At 70.6% G+C, this 18,929-nt stretch carries 17 protein-coding genes and 1 tRNA gene; 6 read left to right on the top strand and 12 right to left on the bottom strand.

Annotation, left to right across the window (positions count from 1 at the left end; translation table 11 throughout):
- Positions 1 to 54: 54 nt before the first annotated feature.
- Both KLK06_RS19900 and KLK06_RS19895 read right to left on the bottom strand, forming a co-directional pair.
- Positions 55 to 552, bottom strand: coding sequence for a DUF4232 domain-containing protein (locus tag KLK06_RS19900; protein WP_214637028.1), 498 nt, complete (start codon positions 550 to 552; stop codon positions 55 to 57).
- The gene (locus tag KLK06_RS19895) at positions 549 to 1,235 is read right to left on the bottom strand and encodes a hemerythrin domain-containing protein (protein WP_214637027.1); all 687 of its coding nucleotides are present in this window, start codon (positions 1,233 to 1,235) and stop codon (positions 549 to 551) included. Before KLK06_RS19895 ends, KLK06_RS19900 begins: the two co-directional genes overlap by 4 nt.
- Before the next feature lie 66 nt (positions 1,236 to 1,301).
- Between KLK06_RS19895 and KLK06_RS19890 the strand changes: the two genes are divergently transcribed.
- Positions 1,302 to 1,676, top strand: coding sequence for a BlaI/MecI/CopY family transcriptional regulator (locus KLK06_RS19890; protein WP_214637026.1), 375 nt, complete (start codon positions 1,302 to 1,304; stop codon positions 1,674 to 1,676).
- Positions 1,677 to 1,689: 13 nt separating this feature from the next.
- Here the strand turns inward: KLK06_RS19890 and KLK06_RS19885 are convergent, their stop codons facing one another.
- The 5 genes from KLK06_RS19885 to KLK06_RS19865 are packed head-to-tail and all read right to left on the bottom strand — an operon-like array spanning position 1,690 to position 8,095.
- Positions 1,690 to 2,613, bottom strand: a complete 924-nt coding sequence (locus tag KLK06_RS19885; protein ID WP_214637025.1) for a dihydrodipicolinate synthase family protein — start codon at positions 2,611 to 2,613, stop codon at positions 1,690 to 1,692.
- On the bottom strand, positions 2,610 to 3,599 hold the full coding sequence (locus tag KLK06_RS19880; RefSeq protein ID WP_214637024.1) for an ABC transporter ATP-binding protein: 990 nt from the start codon (positions 3,597 to 3,599) through the stop codon (positions 2,610 to 2,612). Before KLK06_RS19880 ends, KLK06_RS19885 begins: the two co-directional genes overlap by 4 nt.
- Entirely contained in the window at positions 3,592 to 5,526 is a 1,935-nt protein-coding gene (locus tag KLK06_RS19875; RefSeq protein WP_214637023.1) for a dipeptide/oligopeptide/nickel ABC transporter permease/ATP-binding protein, read from the bottom strand. Before KLK06_RS19875 ends, KLK06_RS19880 begins: the two co-directional genes overlap by 8 nt.
- Complete coding sequence (locus KLK06_RS19870; RefSeq protein ID WP_250905728.1) at positions 5,526 to 6,467, bottom strand: ABC transporter permease; 942 nt, start codon at positions 6,465 to 6,467, stop codon at positions 5,526 to 5,528. Before KLK06_RS19870 ends, KLK06_RS19875 begins: the two co-directional genes overlap by 1 nt.
- A gap of 20 nt (positions 6,468 to 6,487) precedes the next feature.
- Positions 6,488 to 8,095, bottom strand: coding sequence for an ABC transporter substrate-binding protein (locus KLK06_RS19865; protein WP_214637021.1), 1,608 nt, complete (start codon positions 8,093 to 8,095; stop codon positions 6,488 to 6,490).
- 139 nt (positions 8,096 to 8,234) lie between these two features.
- Here KLK06_RS19865 and KLK06_RS19860 point away from each other — a divergent pair, with 139 nt between their 5' ends.
- Positions 8,235 to 8,951: a FadR/GntR family transcriptional regulator gene (locus KLK06_RS19860; protein ID WP_214637020.1), complete on the top strand. Its 717-nt coding sequence runs from the start codon at positions 8,235 to 8,237 to the stop codon at positions 8,949 to 8,951.
- A 7-nt stretch (positions 8,952 to 8,958) separates the two neighbouring features.
- Here the strand turns inward: KLK06_RS19860 and KLK06_RS19855 are convergent, their stop codons facing one another.
- Positions 8,959 to 9,552 (bottom strand): HD domain-containing protein, encoded by a 594-nt coding sequence (locus KLK06_RS19855; RefSeq protein WP_308168342.1) that lies wholly within the window; start codon positions 9,550 to 9,552, stop codon positions 8,959 to 8,961.
- Positions 9,553 to 9,675: 123 nt separating this feature from the next.
- Between KLK06_RS19855 and KLK06_RS19850 the strand changes: the two genes are divergently transcribed.
- A complete protein-coding gene (locus KLK06_RS19850; protein ID WP_214637018.1) occupies positions 9,676 to 10,881 on the top strand; it encodes an amidohydrolase family protein in 1,206 nt (401 codons plus the stop codon).
- 94 nt (positions 10,882 to 10,975) lie between these two features.
- Here the strand turns inward: KLK06_RS19850 and KLK06_RS19845 are convergent, their stop codons facing one another.
- Positions 10,976 to 11,728: a TetR/AcrR family transcriptional regulator gene (locus KLK06_RS19845; protein ID WP_214637017.1), complete on the bottom strand. Its 753-nt coding sequence runs from the start codon at positions 11,726 to 11,728 to the stop codon at positions 10,976 to 10,978.
- A 90-nt stretch (positions 11,729 to 11,818) separates the two neighbouring features.
- Here KLK06_RS19845 and KLK06_RS19840 point away from each other — a divergent pair, with 90 nt between their 5' ends.
- From KLK06_RS19840 to KLK06_RS19830, 3 genes are all read left to right on the top strand, one after another.
- Entirely contained in the window at positions 11,819 to 13,357 is a 1,539-nt protein-coding gene (locus tag KLK06_RS19840; protein ID WP_214637016.1) for an MFS transporter, read from the top strand.
- A gap of 30 nt (positions 13,358 to 13,387) precedes the next feature.
- Positions 13,388 to 16,291 carry a BTAD domain-containing putative transcriptional regulator gene (locus tag KLK06_RS19835; RefSeq protein ID WP_214637015.1) on the top strand — a complete coding sequence of 968 codons (2,904 nt, stop codon included), beginning with the start codon at positions 13,388 to 13,390 and terminating at the stop codon, positions 16,289 to 16,291.
- 84 nt (positions 16,292 to 16,375) lie between these two features.
- A complete protein-coding gene (locus tag KLK06_RS19830) occupies positions 16,376 to 17,140 on the top strand; it encodes an SDR family NAD(P)-dependent oxidoreductase (RefSeq protein WP_214637014.1) in 765 nt (254 codons plus the stop codon).
- A gap of 68 nt (positions 17,141 to 17,208) precedes the next feature.
- Here the strand turns inward: KLK06_RS19830 and KLK06_RS19825 are convergent.
- The 3 genes from KLK06_RS19825 to KLK06_RS19815 form a co-directional block, all read right to left on the bottom strand.
- A tRNA-Lys gene (locus tag KLK06_RS19825) sits at positions 17,209 to 17,282 on the bottom strand.
- A gap of 46 nt (positions 17,283 to 17,328) precedes the next feature.
- Positions 17,329 to 18,252 (bottom strand): nucleoside hydrolase, encoded by a 924-nt coding sequence (locus tag KLK06_RS19820; RefSeq protein WP_214637013.1) that lies wholly within the window; start codon positions 18,250 to 18,252, stop codon positions 17,329 to 17,331.
- A gap of 248 nt (positions 18,253 to 18,500) precedes the next feature.
- The gene (locus KLK06_RS19815) at positions 18,501 to 18,893 is read right to left on the bottom strand and encodes an OsmC family protein (protein ID WP_214637012.1); all 393 of its coding nucleotides are present in this window, start codon (positions 18,891 to 18,893) and stop codon (positions 18,501 to 18,503) included.
- Between the last annotated feature and the right edge of the window lie 36 nt (positions 18,894 to 18,929).

Below are 18,929 nucleotides of genomic sequence, written 5' to 3'. Positions count from 1 at the left end.
CGCCTGCGCCGGTCGGTCACCTGACCGGCGTGACGACGAGCCGCCGCCGGTCGGTCACTTGATCGGTGTGACGTCGAGTCGGCCCTGGTCGCACACGCGGTCGACGGCGAACGCGATCTCCGTGTGCGCACGCTCGTCCGGCGGGATGACCATGAGCCGGGCCGCACCGGGACAGGCGGTCTCGGTGCCGGTCTCCACGACCGTCCAGTGGAGGGCGGCGCGGGCGCTGCCGCCGGGCCTGAGCGTCACCTTCGGCCGCGCTCCCGGCGTCCGGCGGACGCGGGTCCGCAGGGCGTCACCCTGCTTGTCGAACATCACCAGCCCCGGATAGCCCTGCAGGGTGCACGCGGCCCGCGACCGGTTGGTGAACACCAGCGGCGCGTTGCGGTTGCCCGCCCCGGCATCCACCCTGCCCAGCCGCACCTGGAGCTGCGGCGCGGAGCAGCGCCCCGGGGCCCCGGCCTGCTGCGCGGTCTCCTGCGCCAGCGCGGGGGCGGCACCGCCGGCCAGCAGCAGCCCGCCCACGAGTACGGCGATCCTGAACGTCATCATGTGTGCTTCGACGCGTGAAACACCCCAATAGTTCTCCGCCGAACCTTCTGGCATTCACGCCGGTATTGCCGTTGCCCGACCAGCCTCCACAGGACCCGGGCGGCCATCGGCATCAGGGCGAGAAACGCCTCCCGCTCCCACGGGGTGGCATCCTCCAGCAGCGCGCCGAGCTGGATCAGCATCCGGTCCTTGGGCAACTGCGCGCGGGCGTACTCCGAGAGCGTGTCCCACTCGGCCTTGGTCAGGTGCTCGGCCACGAGCGGCAGGATGCGCTCCTCCTCCTGGTCAAGGTGGACGAGCAGCTCCTCGTGCAGCTCGAGCAGCGTGTCGGCGAGCCGGTCCCTGCGGTCGGCGTCGGCCTCGGCGCGCCAGGCGGGCAGCAGCTCCTCCAGCGCGGAGATGTGCCCGGCGACGCGCTCGTGCTGCTCCTCCATCGTGTGGATGAGGTCGCTCTCCAGGCGTACCCGGCCGAGCAGCACCGGCCAGAGCAGTTTGTCCTCGGCCTCATGGTGGTGGTGCAGGCCGGTCAGCATCTCGCTCAGGTATGCGGCCAGCGTGGCGGCCCGCTCGGTGTCGCCGGGGGCCACCTGCCGGATGAGCTCGGGGGCCAGCCTGAACTCGCGGCGGAACACGCGGTGGACGACCACCATCTCCCAGATGGCAGGACTGCTGTCAGTATTCACGATGCCAGGATGCGAGACGCCGATTGCCAAACGATTGACCGCTGATCCAAGCCGTAGCATGTGCTCATGAACCGCGGCCTGGGAGAGCTCGAGTCCACCATCATGGACAGGATGTGGTCCTACCGCAGGCCCGCCTCCGTCCGGGAGGTGCTCGAAGATCTGCGCGGAGAGCGGGAGATCGCCTACACCACGGTGATGACCGTGATGGACAAGCTCCACACCAAGGGCCTGCTCAAGCGCAAGCCCGTCGGCCGGGCCTACGTCTACGAGCCGGTCGCCTCCAAGGAGGCCTACACCGCCGACCTGATGCGCCGCGCCCTGGCCGGCAGCGGCAACCAGGCCGCCACGCTCGTGCACTTCCTCGAACGCCTCACCCCGGAGGAGGCCACCGCGCTGGAGGCGGCGCTCCAGGTCTTCCCGCCCAAAGACCGGCGCGCGTAGGCCTACCGGATCGTCACAGCAGGCCCGCGGTGGCCAGGTGCTTGCCGATGCGGCCGGTCTCCTCGTCATTCAGCGGGACCTGCGGCAGCGCGGTGGCCGGGTGGTCGATGACGCCGCGCAGGTGCAGCGCGGCCTTGAAGGCGCCGAGCCCCGACGAGCTCCCGCCCATCCGGTCGCCGCCGACCGTGACGATCTCGAACAGCCGCACCAGCCGCTCCTGCTCCAGCCGGGCCGCCTCCCAGTCGCCCTGCCGGGCCGCCTGATAGAGCCGGACGTACCCGTGGGGATCCACATTGCCCAAGCCGGGCACCACACCGTCGGCGCCCATCCACAGGGCGGAGTCCACCGTCACCTCGGACCCGGTCAGCACGCTGAACGGCGCCTCGCGGCCGAGGATCACCTGCCGCAGGCCGCCGTCGTCCCCGCTCGAATCCTTGACCCCGGCCAGCACCCCCTCAGCGGCCAGCCCCAGCAGCAGGTCGGCGGTCAACTTGGTGTGTACGGCAACCGGCAGATCATAGGCATAGACCGGCAATCCACTCTCAGCACTGATGGTCCGGAAATGGGTCCGGATCTCGGTGGGATGGGTGCGCGTGTAGAACGGCGCCGTCGCCACCAACCCCGAGACCCCGGCCTCGACGGCGACCCGCACGTGTTCGAGGACCCGCGGCGTCGTCATGTCGATCACCCCCGCCAGCACCGGCACCCGCCCGCCCACATGGCCGACCACGGTGTCGAGCACCACCCGGCGCTGGGCGTCGGTCAAGTAGGCCACCTCCGACGACGACCCGAGCACGAACAGCCCGTCCACCCCACCCTCGAGCAGGTGGTCGACCAGCCGGATGAGCGACGCGGCGTCCACCTGACGGTCGGGGGTCAGCGGGGTGCAGACCGGAGGTATCACACCGGTCAGCTTCGTCACGGACTCTTTCGTCATGCACGCTCCTGGATCAGTTCGAGGTCGGTGGCTCCCGCCGCCACCGGGTGGTGGCAGTGGTAGAGGTGGTCGGCATCGCTCCGCGCCGCGGGCCAGGCGGCGCCGCACTCCTCGTCGGCCCGCCAGCACCGGGTGCGGAACGGGCAGCCGCTCGGCGGCCTGGTGGCCGAGGGCACGACGCCGACCAGCGGGATCGGGTTGATCGGCGAGATCAGCCCCGGCGTGGCGGAGAACAGCGCCCGCGTGTAGGGATGCCGGGCGTTCAGGGGTACGGCGTGCGCGGGTGTCTGCTCGACGATCCTGCCCAGGTACATGGTCACCACCCGGTCGCTCATCCGCCGGACGGTTTGGATGTCGTGCGAGACGAACACCAGCGCCAGCCCGAGCCGCTCCTTCAGATCGAGCAGCAGGTTGAGTATCTGCGCCCGCACCGAGACGTCAAGGGCGCTGGTCGGCTCGTCGGCGATGAGCAGGTCGGGTTCGAGGGCGAGCGCCCTGGCGATGGCCACGCGCTGCCGCTGCCCGCCAGAGAGCTGGCCCGGCAGCAGGTCCGCCGCGCCGGCGGGCAGGCCGACGAGGTCGAGGAGCTCGCGCACGCGGGCGTCCCGCTCGGCCGGGGTGCCGCGGCCGTGCACGTTGAGCGGGTCGCGGAGCACCTGCCTGATGGGCAGCCGCCGGTTGAGCGCCGTGGACGGGTCCTGAAATATCATCCCGACGCTCGACCCGATCATGCCCCGCCGCTCGGCGTCCTTGAGCGCCCACAGGTCCTTGCCGCGGAAGGTCACGGTGCCCGAGGTCGGCCGCTGCAGCGCCACCAGCACCTTGGCCAGCGTGGACTTGCCGCAGCCCGACTCCCCCACGACGCCGACCGTCTCGCCGGCGCTGATCGTGAGGTTCGCCGCGGTCAGCGCGTAGACGCGGTCCCGTGAGAACATCCCGCCCGAGCGGGCCTTGTGCACGACGTGCACGTCCTTGAGCTCAAGCATGCTGATCACTCCCCACGAGGACGACAGCGGGATGGTGACACGCCACGGCGTGCTGCCGGGCGTCCCCCTCCAACTCCGGTACGTCGGTACGGCACACGTCCGTGACCATCGGGCACCGGTCGGCGAAGCGGCAGCCGGCCGGGAAGTCCGCCGGCGCGGGCACCACGCCGGGAATCTGGGTGAGCCGCTCGGCCCCCGACTCCAGCGACAGCACGGAGCCGAGCAGCCCACGGGCGTAGTGGTGGGCGGGCGCGCCGACCAGCGTCGCCGTGGCGCCGGTCTCCACGATCTGCCCGCCGTACATGACGACCACGCGGTCGGTGACATCGGCGATCAGCGCGAGGTCGTGGGAGACGAGGATCAGCGCGAACCCGAGCTCCTCGCGCAGCTTCAGCAGCAGCTCGATGACCTGTGCCTGGACGGTCACGTCGAGCGCGGCGGTGGGCTCGTCGGCGACGATCAGCTTGGGCTCGCGCGACAGCGCCATCGCGATCAGCACCCGCTGCCGCTGCCCGCCGGACAGCTCGTGCGGGTAGGAGGACAGGGTACGGCGGGCGTCCAGGCCGACCAGTTCGAGCAGTTCGGCCGGTGTCCGGCGGCCACCACGGCGGGTGACCTGCTTGAGCTGGGACTTGATGGTCATGGCCGGGTTCAGCGAGGAGAGCGCGTCCTGGTAGATCATCGCCATCTCGTGGCCGAGCAGGCGGCGGCGGGCGCGGCGCGGCAGCGAGAGGAGCTCCTGCTGGTCGAAGCGGACCTGGCCGCTGACGCGGGCGTCGCGGGGCTGCAGGCCCATGATGGTCAGCGCGGTCAGCGACTTGCCGCAGCCGGACTCGCCGACCAGCCCGAGCACCTCGCCCGGCCGTACCTCGAAGGCGATGCCGTCGACGATGTCCACGCCCTCGGCGAAGCCGATCCGCAGCCGTTCCACCGAGAGGATCGGCGGGCCCTCGGGCAGCGGGCGGGCCCGTTCGGCCAGTCTGAGGGCAGCCTCGGCCAGTCCTGGCAGCTCGACGATCTCACCGGAGCCCGGCCGGGCCGCCTCGAACGCGTCGTCCTTCTTGATCACGGCCTTGCGGGCGGCAGGCGAAGCCCAGGCGTCGGAGATGCCCTCGGACAGGATGTTCAGGGCGAGCACGGTGATCAGGATGAGCAGGCCGGGGAAGACCGTGGCCCACCAGCCGCCGAGCAGCACCATGTTCTTGCCGTCGGCGATGACGCTGCCCCACGACGGGTTCGGCGGCCGTACCCCGGCGCCGATGAACGACAGCGACGCCTCGAAGACGATCGCGTCGGCCACCATCACCGTGCAGAACACCAGCACCGGCGCGGCGCAGTTGATGGCGATGTGCCGGATCAGGATGTGCGGGGTGCGCGCGCCGATGATCCGCTCGGCCGCGACGTAGTCCTCGCCGTACTGGGCGATCACGTTGGCCCGCACGACACGGGCCACCGACGGCATGTAGAGGAAGGCCATCGCCATCACCAGCACCGGGATGCTGCCACCGAACACCGCCACCAGCACGGCGGCCAGCGCGATGCCGGGGAAGGCCATGATCACGTCGAGCAGGCGCATGATCGTCTCGTCGACGGCCCGGCGGGAGGTGGCCGCGGCGGCGCCGATGACGGCCCCCACGACCAGGGCCAGGCCGGTCGCGCCGAGGCCGATGATCAGCGACCAGCGGGCGCCGTACAGGAGCCTGGACAGGATGTCGCGGTTGGCGCTGTCGAGTCCCATCCAGTGGCTCGCGGACGGGCCGCCGCCGGTGGCCTCCTGGAAGAGCGGCGAGTGCGGCGCGATCAGCGGCGCGAGCAGCGCGGCCAGGACGACCACGGCGACGACGCCCACGGCGACCCACGACATCGGCCGCAGCCGCTTGAAGGCGACGCCCGGCTTGGACAGGCGTTCCGTCAGTCCACGTCTCATCAGGCGGTGCTCCTGAGCCTGGGGTTGACCAGCAGGTACAGGACGTCGACCAGCAGGTTGACGACCATGAAGCCGACCGCGACGGTCAGCACGACGCCCTGCACGACCGCGGGGTCACCGTCGCGTACCGCGTTGATCATGAGCTGACCCATGCCCGGCAGGCCGTAGATCTGCTCGATGACCACCGCGCCGCCGATCAGGTAGCCGATGCGCAGGCCGAGCACGGTCAGCGGGTTGATCAGCGCGTTACGCAGCACGTTGCGGCCCACCACGACGATCGGCGGCAGCCCGCTGCCTATCGCGGTGCGTACGTAGTCGCGGTCGAGCTCCTCGACCATCGACGTGCGGATGATCCTGGTGAGCTGGGCCGCGACCGGCAGCGACAGCGACAGGGCGGGCAGCGTCATCGAGCGCAGCCAGCCGCTCGTCGAGTCGGCCGGATTGATGTAGCCGCCGGTCGGGAACAGGCCCTGCCCCACGGCCAGCCACTGGATCATCAGCAGCGCCAGCCAGAACGCCGGAGCCGCCACCCCGACCAGCGAGACGATGCGGATAACCTGGTCGGGCCAGCGGTCGCGGAACAGCGCCCCGGTGACGCCGAAGATCAGCGCCAGCACGACCGCGATGAGCAGGCCGAGCAGCGTGAGCTGGAGCGTCAGCGGCAGCGCGGTCGTGACCGATTCGAGCACCGGCTTCTTGGTGAGCACGCTGGTGCCCAGGTCGCCCCTGGCCAGGTCGCCGATGAAGCGCAGGTAGCGCAGCGGCAGCGGGTCGAGCAGGCCGTTCTCGACCTGGAACTGGTGGATCTGCTCGGGGGTCGGGTTCGCGCCCTGGAAGTAGGCGTACTCCGGCTTGCTGTTGGAGAAACGCATCACGATGAACACGAACGCGGCGACCCCGAGCACCAGCGGGACCAGGACGAGAATCCGCCGGAGGAGCATTCTGGCGATGAAGACCATGATCAGGTGCGCTTGGCCTGGAGCAGGTTGATGCCCGGGTAAGCCTGCGCGCGGATGCCGGACAGCTTCTTGGGGTCCCAGGCGGTCATCAGCTCGGTGTGGACGACGGGGTAGAGCACCGCCTGCTCGGCGATGAGATCCAGATATTTCTGGACCTTAGCGGCCTTGGCCGCCTTGTCGGGCTCTTTGGTGGCCTCGTCCATCTGGGCGAACAGCGACTTGGCGTCCTTGCTCTCGCCCCAGTGGCTGTACTTCATCCACAGGCCGCCGGCCACGAAGTTGTAGCGCAGGATCAGGTCGGCGTCCATGCCGAACTGGTTGGGGTTCGAGGCCGCCGCGACCACCTGGTAGTCCTGGAACTGGTCCATCTTGGCGAACAGCGCGGCCGTGTCCTGCGGCTCCAGCGTCGTCTTGACGCCGATCGCCTCCCAGGAGGCGGCGATGGTCGGCAGGCAGTCGGCGATCCAGCTCACGTTGACGGCCATCAGGTTGATCGTCAGGTTGCTCACGCCCGCCTCTTTGAGCAGGGCCTTGGCCTTCTCCTGGTCGTAGTCGTAGACGACCGAGGCCCGCTTGTGGTCGGGGTGGCCCTCGTTGAGGAAGGAGCTGGAGGCGGTGCCGTGCCCCTTGAGGGCCACGTCGATCAGCTTCTTCTTGTCGATCGCGTAGTGCAGCGCCTGCCGTACGCGGACGTCGTCGAACGGCTTGGTGCCGGTGTTGAACATCAGGAACATGTGGTTCATGCCCGCGCCGCCCTCGACGGTCAGCCCCTGCTGCTTGAGCTGCTCGACGTTGGCGTACGGGATGTTGTCGGCGATCTGCGCCTCGGCCGAGCCGCCGGAGATCTTCGCGACGCGGGCCGCCGCGTCCACGATCGTCAGCCAGTTCATCTTCTTGACGGTCGCCGGGCGCGGCCCGTTGTAGTCGGCGAACGCCTCGAAGGTGGTGTTGCTCTTGGGGTTGTGCGCCGTCTGCTTGTACGGTCCCGAGCCGACGGCCTTGCCGGTCTTGGCCGCGTCCCAGGCGCCGGCCTGGCTGAAGACGTGCTTGGGCATGATCTTGGCGATGGTCAGCCGGGGCGCCGCGTCGGGGAAGGCGAACTTGAAGACCAGCTCGACGTTCTTGTCGTCGATCTTCTTCACTTCCTGGAGCCAGGACTTGAAGAAGTTGCCCGTCAGCACGTTCGCCTGCGGGTCGAGGATGCGCTCGAAGGTGAAGACCACGTCGTCGGCGGTCACCGGCTGGCCGTCGTGCCACTTCGCGCCGTCGCGGAGGGTGAACTTCCACGAGGTGGCGTTCAGGTCCGTGGGCAGCGCGGTCGCCAGGGCCGGGAACGGCTCACGGGTGATCGGATCGGTGTCGAGCAGGCCCTCGTACACGTGCTGGATGCCGGCCATCGCGAAGGCGGAGGCCGTCTGCGTCGGATCCCAGCTCTGGTCGTTGCCATAGCCGATGACCGCGGTGATCAGGTCTTTGTTGGATCCGGCGCCGACCGAACCGGTCGAAGCCGGCCCGCCCGAGCAGGCGGACAGGGTGGACGCGATTAACGCCGCCGCACCCGTGGCCCCGCTGTAGCGCAGGAAGTCACGGCGGCTGAACTCAGAGCTCACGGATGCCTCCTGGAACTGGAACGTAGGACGTCCCATGTCCTATGTTGTGCGTAGGGTGGACGCTATGGGCCGGGCCCGGTTGAGGTCAACAGGAGATTTCCGGAATGTTACCTAAGCGCATACTTAGAAGGGATCCTTCATGACCACTGTCCCGCGCTCGCGGCCCAGCCGCGCCGTCGAGGCCCAGGAGGGCGTCAAAGAGCTCATCCTCCAGCGCGGGCTCGTGGCGGGTGATCCTCTGCCCACCGAATCCGAGCTCATGGAAGAGCTCCAGGTCAGCCGCAACTCCGTCCGGGAGGCGCTCAAGGCGCTGCAGGCGGTCGGGATCGTCGACATCCGCCACGGCTTCGGCATGTTCGTGGGCCGGATGTCGCTGGCCGGGCTGGTCGACGAGCTGGCCTTCCACAGCCGCATCACGCTCCAGGACGGCAAGAACCACCTCGCCCACCTCACCGAGATCCGCGAGATCCTGGAGGCCGGCCTGGTCCAGCGGCTCATCGACCTGGGCCCGGAGGCCGACCTGACGCCGGTCGCCGACGTGATGGCCCGCATGGAGAGCGAGGCGCTGGTCGGCGACGTGTCACCGGAGACGGACCGGCTCTTCCACGACCTGCTCTACCGGCCGCTCGGCAACCCGCTGGTCAGCCAGTTACTCGGGGCGTTCTGGGATGTGTACCACCAGCTTCGCGACCAGCTCGGCGCGCCGGACGAGCCGCCGGCGGACGTGGCGAAGCGGCACCGCGACATCTACGCGGCCGTACAGGCCGGGGACAAGAGCGCGGCGGTCGCGGCGGTCTTCGCCCACTTCGACGGCGTCCGCAACCGCCTGGCCCGCCTGCCTACCCGCTTCTCTTGACCGGCCTTTATTCGAACGCCCGATAGTCGTCCCTCCATCCGGCGAACCAGCGGGCGAACCACGGTGACGACGCCGCCAGCGGCACAATGTGCTCCACCGTCTCCCGGTGGTATCGCCGCTGGAACTCCACCGGCATCCGGTGCAGCTCCTGTACGTTGCTCACCCGGTCGGCCAGCTTGACCAGCACGGCCTGCGGCGGCGCGCTCGCCAGCGCCCGCAGGTAGGCCGCCTTCACCGCCGCTTTGCCCTGCCCGGCGGCCACGCCGGGCTTGGTCACCCACGCGACCAGCTCGGCGACGTGCTCCCCGAACCGCTCGGCGATCTCCGCGCGCGTGCACGGGGTGTCCTCGACCACGTCGTGCAGCACGATCGCCACCAGGACGTCGGGGTCGCGCACCTGCGCCCCGACCACCGCGATCTCCAGCGCCTCCAGCAGATGCTCCAGGTACGGCACACCGGTCGGCCGCAGCTGATCACCGTGCTGCAGTACGGCGAAGGCCACGGCCTCCTCCAGCACCTCGACCGCCTCCCCCGGCAGCGCCGCGGCGAGCGGCCGCGCGGCGTCCTGCCAGGACTTCCAGCTCGTGAAGACCTCAGTCACGCCCCAGATGCTAGTGGACATTGATAGTTAGACGTCGTACTATCCGATGGTGAATCATCGCTCCGGGGCCGTGCGGCTTTCCGCCCCGAGATAGTTCGACGTCAAATCAAATTCAGGAGTGACATGCGTACCCTGATCCATAACGTCCGCGTCTTCGACGGCGAGCGGACCCTTCCCGGCGCCGACGTCCTGATCGACGGCGACCGCATCGGCGAGCCGGGCGGCCCCGCCGACCTCGAACTCGACGGCACCGGGAAGACCCTGCTCCCCGGCCTGATCGACGCGCACGCGCACGCCTTCGACGGGGACCTCGCCGAGGCGCTGCGGTTCGGCGTGACCACCGAGCTCGACCTGAACAACCTGCCGCCCCTCCTGGCCGCCCAGCGCCGGCTGGCCGCCGACCGCGACGACGTCGCCGACCTGCGTAGCTCCAGCGTCATCGCCACCGCGCCCGGCGGGCACCCGACCCAGATCATGACCCCCGACGTGCTGAAGGTCCTGGGCACGGACGCCACGATCGACACCGTCGCCGACTCCGGCCAGGCCAAGGCGTTCGTCGAGGCCCGGCTGGCGGAGGGCGCCGACTACCTGAAGATCGCGGTCGACGACGGCGCGTCGGGCGGGACGCGGCTGCCCGTGCTCAGCCCGGAGCTGGCCGCCGTCCTGGTCGAAGCCGCGCACGCCGCCGGGCTCAAGGCCATCGCGCACACAATCACCGCGCGGGAGGCCATGATCGCCCTGGACGTGGGTGTCGACGGGCTGGCGCACCTGTACGCCGACACCGATCCCGCCGGGGCCGAGGAGATGGCCGCCCGGATCGCCGCGTACGACGCGTTCGTCATCAGCACGATCACGTACATGGAGGCCGTCACCGGCGATCCCGGCGGCACGGAGCTCCTGCGTGACCCGCGGGTCGCGGGCCGGATGTCGGAGCGGTCGAAGGCCACCTTCAACCGGGAGTTCAGCGACATCCCCCTGCATTCCGCAGGCGTGACGAACGCCTCGCACGCGGCCCTGGCCCTCTTCCGCGCCGGGGTTCCGCTGCTGGCAGGCACCGACTGCACCCCCTTCGGGCCGCCGCACGGCGCCGGCCTGCACCACGAGCTGTTGCTGCTGACCGAGGCCGGGCTGACGCCGGCGGAGGCGCTCGCGGCGGCCACCAGCCTCCCGGCCCGCCACTTCGGGCTCTCCGACCGCGGCCGGATCGCCCCGGGCCTCCGCGCGGACCTGCTCCTCGTCGACGGCGACCCGACCCGGGACATCACCGCCACCCGCGCCATCGCCGACATCTGGCGGCGCGGCGTACGCCAGACCCACACCCCGGCCTGACCCGGCCTGACCTGACCTGGTCCGATCTGACCCGGTCCGACCTGACCTGGCCTCGCTGACCGGACCGAGTCGGCCAACCCGGTGGAGCGCCCGGTTACTTCGAGCGGGCGGCGATCAGGAGCTCCAGGCCGTCGAAGATGCGGTTCAGCCCGAAGTCGAGCGCGTCGTCCTGGGCGGAGCCCGCGGCGGCGGACGCGACAGCAGTCGTGAGGGCGGGGAATCGCTCGCCATGCCGCACCAGCAGCCCGGCCAGAACCGAGATCAGCTCCCCCTCCGTGCTGCCCGCCCGCACCCCCGCCGGCGTCACCGTGGTCAGCACCTGCTGTGCGAGGTTGCGAACGTGACCCGTCACGAGGACGACCGCGTCCAGTTGCTCGGCCCCGTCGAGCCCGGTCGGGGCGAGCGCCTCGACGGCGCACTCCATCCAGCCGAGCTCGTTGGGGCCGACCGCCCTCTGGCCCACGGTGACCTGGAGCAGCCAGGGGTGTCGCTGGTAGACCACCCAGCACTGCCGCGCCCACTCCCCCAGCTTGGCCCGCCAGCCCCCCTCGCCCAGGGCGGGCGGCTCCCCCAGAGCCGTGTCGATCATGAAGGCGATCAGCTCGGTCTTGCCGGGAAAATACCGGTACAGCGACATCTTCGTGAAGTCGAGGTCGGCGGCGACCCGTTGCATGGAGACCATCGCGAGCCCTTCGGCGTCGGCGATGTCGATGGCCGCCCGGGCGATGCGCTCGGTGCTGAGAGCGGGCTTGGGCCCCCGGGTCGGCCGGCCGACCGCCCCCCACAGCAGCTCCATGGCGCTCGCCTGATCCTTGGGCCCGAACTCGCCGTCCTTCTTCGCCGCCATCTGAGCTCCCGTTCGCATTGCGCCACTCTGAAACTGCGTCTATCGTACACCAAGTGTCCGCCGGATACAGTTATCGAAAGGCGCCCCCCTATGCCCATCTCGAACGCCCGAAAGTGGGGCACGCTGGTCATCGCCTGCCTTGTCGCGGTGATCCCCAATATCGACATGACCGCCCTGAACCTGGCCATCCCCAACCTCAACCGCGCCCTGCACCCTTCGGCCACCCAGATCCTGTGGATCGCCGACGCGTACGGCTTCGCGCTGGCCGCCCTGCTGGTCACGATGGGCGGGATCGGCGACCGCATCGGCCACAAGAAGTTGCTGCTCATCGGCGCCGTGGGGTTCGCCGCCGCCTCCGCGCTGACCGCGTTCACCCCGAACGCGGAGCTGCTGATCGCGGCGCGGGCGCTGCTCGGCGTCGCGGGAGCCACGCTCATGCCGTCCGCGCTGTCCCTCATCCGCCGGGTGTTCACCGAGCCGAAGGAGCGTACGTCGGCGATCGGGATCTTCAGCGCGGTCGGCGGGCTCGCGGTCGGGCTCGGCCCGGTGCTCGGCGGCGCGCTGCTGACCCACTTCTGGTGGGGTGCGGTGTTCCTGATCAACGTGCCGATCATGGCCGTCGCGTTCGTCGCCGGGCTCGTCGTGCTGCCCGAGGCGCGCGGCCCCCGGCCCGGCCACCTCGACCTGCTCAGCGTGCCGCTGTCCGCCGTCGGCGTGCTGGGCATCGTGTACGGGGTCAAGGAGGCCGCCCAGCACGGCCTCGCCGAGGCGCATGTGGTGATCTCCGTCGTCGTGGGCGTCGCCGGGCTGGTCCTGTTCCTGGTGCGGCAGGCCAGGGTGGCGGACCCGCTCATCGATGTCAGCCTCTTCAGGCGGGCCGCGTTCACCGGTTCGATCAGCACGAACCTCTTCGCGATGTTCGCCCTGGTCGCCCAGTCGCTGATCTTCTCCCAGTACTTCCAGCTCGTCCTCGGCTGGACGCCGCTGGCCTCGGGCCTGGCCGGGCTGCCCGCCGCACTTGGCGCGATGGTCGGCGGGGGCGTGCTCGCGCCCGTCCTGATCAACGCGCTCGGCCGGGCCCGCGCCGTCGCCACCGGCCTGATCGTCGCCGCGGTGGCCTACGCGCTGTTCCTGCTGGCCGGCCTCGAGTCGAACTACCCGGTGCTGCTGATCCCGATGATCCTCTCCGGCAGCGCCATGGGCCTGGCCCTGACCATCACCGGTGACACGGTGCTGGCCTCGGTGCCGAAGGAACGTTCCGGAGCCGCCTCGGCCATCTCCGAGACCGCCACCGAGCTCGGCGGCGCGCTGGGCATGGCCGTACTCGGCAGCATCCTCAACGCCGTCTACCGCGGCACCCTCGAAGCGCCCGCCGGACTCACCGCCGGCGCCCGGAGCGCGGCCGGCGACTCCCTCGGCGCGGCGATGCAGGTCGCCACCGAGCTGCCCGGAGCGCTCGCCGGCCGGCTCACCACCGCCGCCAGGGACGCCTTCGTGAACGGCATGCACGTCGCCCTGCTCGGCAGCGCCGGCTTCGCCGCCCTGGTGGCGGTCGCGGCCCTCGTGACCCTGCGCCACGTACCCAAGGTCATCCCTACGGACGACGACCGCGAACTGGCCGCCGTCTGACCTCGTACAGAACAGTCGATAATCACTGCCATGTGGTTCGGTGTCCTGGGCGCGGTGGAGGTGCGGTCCGACGACGGCGGGCTGATAGCCGTCGGCGGCCCGCGCGTACGTTCGCTGCTGGCGATGCTGCTGCTGGACGCGGGCCAGGAGGTGAGCGTGCGGCTGCTCGTCGAGGGCCTGTACGGCCGGAGCGATTCCGCGCACGCGCTGCAGACCCAGGTGTCCCGCCTGCGCCGCGGGCTCCGGGCGGCGGGTGGCGAGCTTGTCGAGTTCGGTCCCGCCGGGTATCGGTTGGCGGTCGATCCCGAGGACGTCGACGTGCACCGGTTCGAGCGGCTCGCCGTCGAAGGACGGCGGGCGCTCGCGGCCGGGGACCATGTCAAGGCCGCGCCGTTGACGCGGGCGGCCCTGGACCTGTGGCGGGGACCGGCGTTGAACGACGTCATGACAGCGCCCTTCGCCGAACCGCAGGCCGCCCGCCTGGAGGAACTGCGGATCGCCACACTCGAAGATCACATCGAGGCGCGGCTGGGCCTGGGTGAGCACCACCACCTGGTGGCGGAGCTGCCGGGGATCATGGCCGCGCATCCGTTGCGGGAGCGCCTGCGCGGGCAGCTCATGCGTGCGCTGTACGGGAGCGGTCGCCAGGCCGAGGCGCTCGACGTGTACGAGGACGCACGGCGAACACTGGCCGGCGAGCTCGGCGTCGATCCTTCCCCGGAGCTCCAGAACGTCCACCTGGCGGTCCTCCGCGCCGAACGCACGCTCGCCGAGGTGCCACGAGCCAGAGTCCCCGCCCAGCTCACCAGCTTCGTCGGGCGCGGCGAAGATCTCGGACGGGTCGGCGAGCTCCTCAAGAAGGGCCGGCTGGTCACGCTCACCGGGCCCGGCGGAGTCGGGAAGACCCGGCTGGCGATCGAGGCGGCCGCGCGGGAGCCGGGAGAGGTCCGCTTCGTCGACCTGGCCCCGGTCGCCGACGTCCCGCAAGCCCTGATCGGCGCGCTGGGCCTGCGGGAAGCCGGGCTGGTGCCGTCGCTGTCCGGCCCGCTCGACGCCATCGACCGGCTGGTCGCGGGGTTGACCGGGCGGCCGCTGCTGCTCATTCTGGACAACTGCGAGCACGTCCTGGACGAAGTCGCCCGGCTCGCCCGCCACCTGCTGGCCGCCTGCCGTGGCCTGCGGATCCTGGTCACCAGCCGGGAGCGGCTCGATGTCACCGGTGAGACCCTGTGCCCGGTCGCGCCTCTCGCGACCCTGCGGCCCGAAACCGCGGCCTCGGAGGGGTTCGGCCTTCCGGCGGTGCGGCTGTTCGCCGACCGGGCCGTCGCCGTCCGTCCCGGTTTCGCGGTCGGCGACGCCAACATCTCCCTGGTGCTCCGCGTCTGCCGGACGCTCGACGGGCTGCCGCTGGCGATCGAGCTGGCCGCCGCGCGGCTCCGTTCGCTGACACTCGACGACGTCGCTGAACGGCTCGACGACCGGTTCGGGCTGCTGTCCCGCGGCGACCGTACGGCGGCGCCCCGGCATCAGACCCTCCGCTCGGTCGTGGCCTGGAGCTGGGACCTGCTGAGCCGGGACGAGCAGGCGCTGGCGGCGCGGCTCACGGTGTTCGGCGGCGGTGCCACCCTCCACGCGGCCTCGCGGGTCTGCGGGCTGCCCGATGCCGAGGTCGTCGAACGGCTGGCCGACCTCGTCGACAAATCCCTGGTCGAGACCGGCGACGGGCGCTACCGCATGCTGGAGACGGTCCGCGAGTTCTGCGCCGAACGGCTCGCGGGCACCGGGGAAGGCGAGCGGCTGCGGGCGGCGCACGCGGCGTACTTCCTCGACCTGGCCCGGACCGCCGAACCCCACCTGCGCGGCCCGGACCAGCTCCACTGGCTGGCCAGGCTCGACGCCGAACGCGGCAACCTCGACGCCGCGCTGCGCTGGGCCGTACGCGCCGACCCGATGCTCGCCGTCAAGCTGATCACCGCCCTGTCGTGGCACGGCCAACTGCGGGGACTGAGCGGCGGACGCGGCCCGATCGCCGCCGAACTCCTCAAGGCGATCGGCCCCGAGCCACCCGCCGGCCTGGAGGAGGAGTACACCCTGTGCCTCGCGCACGCGGCGGCGTCGAGCGCCGGCTACGACCGCGAACTACGCCTATGGCTGGAACGCCTGCCGTCGACCCTGACCGCGGCCGGGCCGCGCTACCCCTTCCTGGCCGTGCTCCGGCTCATGGTGCTCGGACCCCGCGAGGACAAGGTGTTCGGGGCCGATCCGTGGTCCCGGGCCTTCGCCCAGTTGGCAGTGGGCACCAGAGGGCTGCTCGACGGAGATCCGGCAGGGGCGGAGCGGGCGTTCCGCGCGGCGCTCGACGGCTTCCGCGCGGTCGGCGACCGGTGGGGAATCGCGACGGCACTGGACCACCTGGCCTGGCTCACCGGCGCGCAAGGGGACGAAGCGGCCTTCGTACCGCTGATGGCAGAGGCCCTCGACTTGGCGGGCCAGTTGGGAGCGGTGGAGGACATGACGCGGATGCTCGTCAGGAAGGCCGACGCGCTGGCCACCGCCGGCCGGCCCGCCGCCGCGCGGGCGGACTACGAGCGCGCCGCCGAGCTCGCCCGCGGAACCGGGCTGCCCGAGGCGCAGGCCGACGCGCACCGAGGGCTCGCCGACCTCGCCCGCCTGGACGGCGATCTCGCCCACGCCCGCGAGCTGTACGAACGGGCGCTGGGTGGGTGCGAGCGCGAGTCGATGAGCACCCGATGGACGCGGTGGCAGATCCTCATCGGCCTGAGCCGGATCGCCCAGAGCGAGAACGACGCCCGCCTGGCGCAGTCCTACTGCCACCAGGCCCTCATCGTCGCACTCGGTCACGGGAACCTGCCGGCCGCGACCATCGCGGCGGAGGGCATGGCCGCGGCCCTTCTCGGTCCGCCGCGAGCGTGACTGCCAGCGGTTGGTAAGCGTTTGGTGAGCGGCCGCATCGAGGGTTGGGGCACACACCCGATCACTGACTGACTGGAGTCCACCGTGCCGAACCTCACCGGAAAGACCGCACTGGTCACGGGCGCATCGCGAGGCATGGGCCGCGCCATCGCCCAGCGCCTGGCCGCCGACGGCGCGCGGGTGGCCGTCCACTACGCCACCAGCGTCGGCGCGGCCAAGGAGACGGTGTCCGCGATCGAACAGTCCGGCGGCAGTGCCTTCGCGATCCAGGCCGAGTTCGGCGTGGCGGGCGACGTGGACGCGCTCGTGACGGGCCTGGGCGGGCAGCCGCTGGACATCCTGGTCAACAACGCCGCCTGCGGGAACCTGGACACGCTGTTCGCCGGCTCGATCGACCGGCTGACGCCGCAGCAGTTCGACGAGGTCTTCGCGATCAACGTGAAGGCGCCCTTCTTCCTCGTCCAGGCCGTACTGCCGCTGCTGCGCGACGGCGGGCGCATCATCAACATCTCCTCGCTGTCCGCCCGGATCGCGCTATCCACCCAGATCGCCTACGCGATGAGCAAGGGCGCCGTGGAGATCATGACCCGAACCCTGGCCAACAACCTCGGCGCGCGCGGCATCACGGTGAACGCGGTGGCCCCGGGCGCGACCGACACCAACGTGAACGGCGTCCTGCACGCCCCGGAGACCAGGGCCGCCATAACCTCGGGCACCGCACTCGGCCGAATCGGCCAACCGGCCGACATCGCCGACGCCGTCGCCTTCCTCGCCTCGGACGACGCCCGCTGGATCACCGCGAACGTCCTGGACGCCACCGGCGGCATGTTCCTCGGCCCGCTCGGATAGCTCACGCATCGACATTTAACAAGAGAAAGCCCCAGCTCACAGGCGTGAGCTGAGGCTTCCTATCGAGGTGCGCCGCCAGGGACTCGAACCCCGGACCCGCTGATTAAGAGTCAGCTGCTCTAACCAACTGAGCTAGCGGCGCCCGCAACAGGTGTAACTGTAGCAGCCGCCGCACACCCCCCAGCACATCATCCGAGTCGCCCACCCAGCCCCTCATACGCCCCCAGCACCATCTCCCAGAACCGCTTCACGTCCAGCGAAGTCGCTACCAGGGCGTTGGGGCGGCCGTCGCGGAGTTTGAAGTCGGTGACGGTCATCCCCGACGTGTGCCGGCCGACCGTCTCCACGTTCACCCGGGCCGGTACGCAGGTGAACAGCGACGGGTCGATCACGTACGCCACAGCGCACGCGTCATGGATGGCCGGTCCGTCGTCCGCCGTGACCTTGCCATAGAACTGCGCGGCGGGCACCAGGAGCTCCGACAGCCGGCCGAGCGGGCGCATCCGGTCCAGGAGTTCGCTGGTCACCATGGCCGTCAGCGTCACGTCGAGGCCGAGCATCTTCACCGTCCAGCCGGCGTCGAAGGCGATCGCGGCCGCCTCCGGGTCGGCGAAGATGTTGAACTCCGCCGCGGGAGTGGTGTTGCCGCGGGTGAAGGCGCCGCCCATGATCACAAAATCGCGGGCCCATTCCACGACGCGTGGCTCCCGGCGTACGGCCAGCGCGATGTTGGTCAGTGGGCCGATGGCGACCAGCGTGATCTCACCCGGGGCGGCCCGCAACGTCTCCACGATGAAGTCCACCGCGTGGCCGTCGGAAACGGGGCGGGTGGCCGGTGGGAGGACGGCGTCACCCAGGCCGGACAGGCCGTGGATGTCGGCGGCGCGGACCGTGGGGCGTACCAGCGCGCCCGCGCTGCCCGGAATGACCGGAACGTCGCCGAGGTCGAGGAACTCCCTGAGCGCCAGCGCGTTGGCCGTGGTCAGCGCGAGGTCGACGTTGCCGCCGACCGTGGTTATGCCGACCAGTTCCAGGGCCGGGGTGCCCGCTACCAGCGCCAGGGCGAGCGCGTCGTCGATGCCGGGATCGCAGTCAATGAGGACCTTTGTCACAGAACCGAACAATACGCATGAATCGGGGCCGGACAGTCCCCCAACTGTCCGGCCCCGACCGAGGGCGGTCCAGGCCGACGATTTCCCCCAAAAACGTCGGCGGTCCCGCACTGCGAACGGCGGTCCCCCTCCGCGTCCGCTTCGGTAAAAGTCTGCAAGTCAGTCGCAGGACTCTTGACCTGCCTCGACACTACCGAGGCGAATGCAACGAACGTGCCATCGCGGGGTCGAATGTCCGCCTATTCCGGCTAAGGGATCTCCAAACGGACCTCCGTCCCCTCCTGGAGGGAACGACTGACCGTGCAGTACTTCGCGTGCACCCGCTCCGCCACCGCCCGAAAGACCTCGTCCGCCTGCTCGGAGGGCACTTCGACGTCGTAGGTCACCGTGACGGGACCCAGCAGGTTCGGCTCGATCTTCTCCGATTCGACGGTCATCGCCAGGCGGATCAGCCTTTGCCCGCGCTTGGCGGTAAGCGGCTCCACTGTCACGATGTTGCACCCGCCCACCGCCGCGAGCAGCAACTCGACGGGCGTGAACACGCCCTCCTCGTCGCCACCCCCGATCCGCACCTCCGCGCCACGGGCGTTCGTAGCCCGGAATCCGCCATCTTCGGTCCGCTCAACACGTACGTTAGCCATGTTTCAGACACTACTCAGATGGCTCTCATGTTCGGC

Source organism: Nonomuraea sp. NEAU-A123 (genome assembly GCF_018603905.1).
Lineage (GTDB): Bacteria > Actinomycetota > Actinomycetes > Streptosporangiales > Streptosporangiaceae > Nonomuraea.
This window is presented reverse-complemented; position numbering and strand designations above follow the sequence as displayed.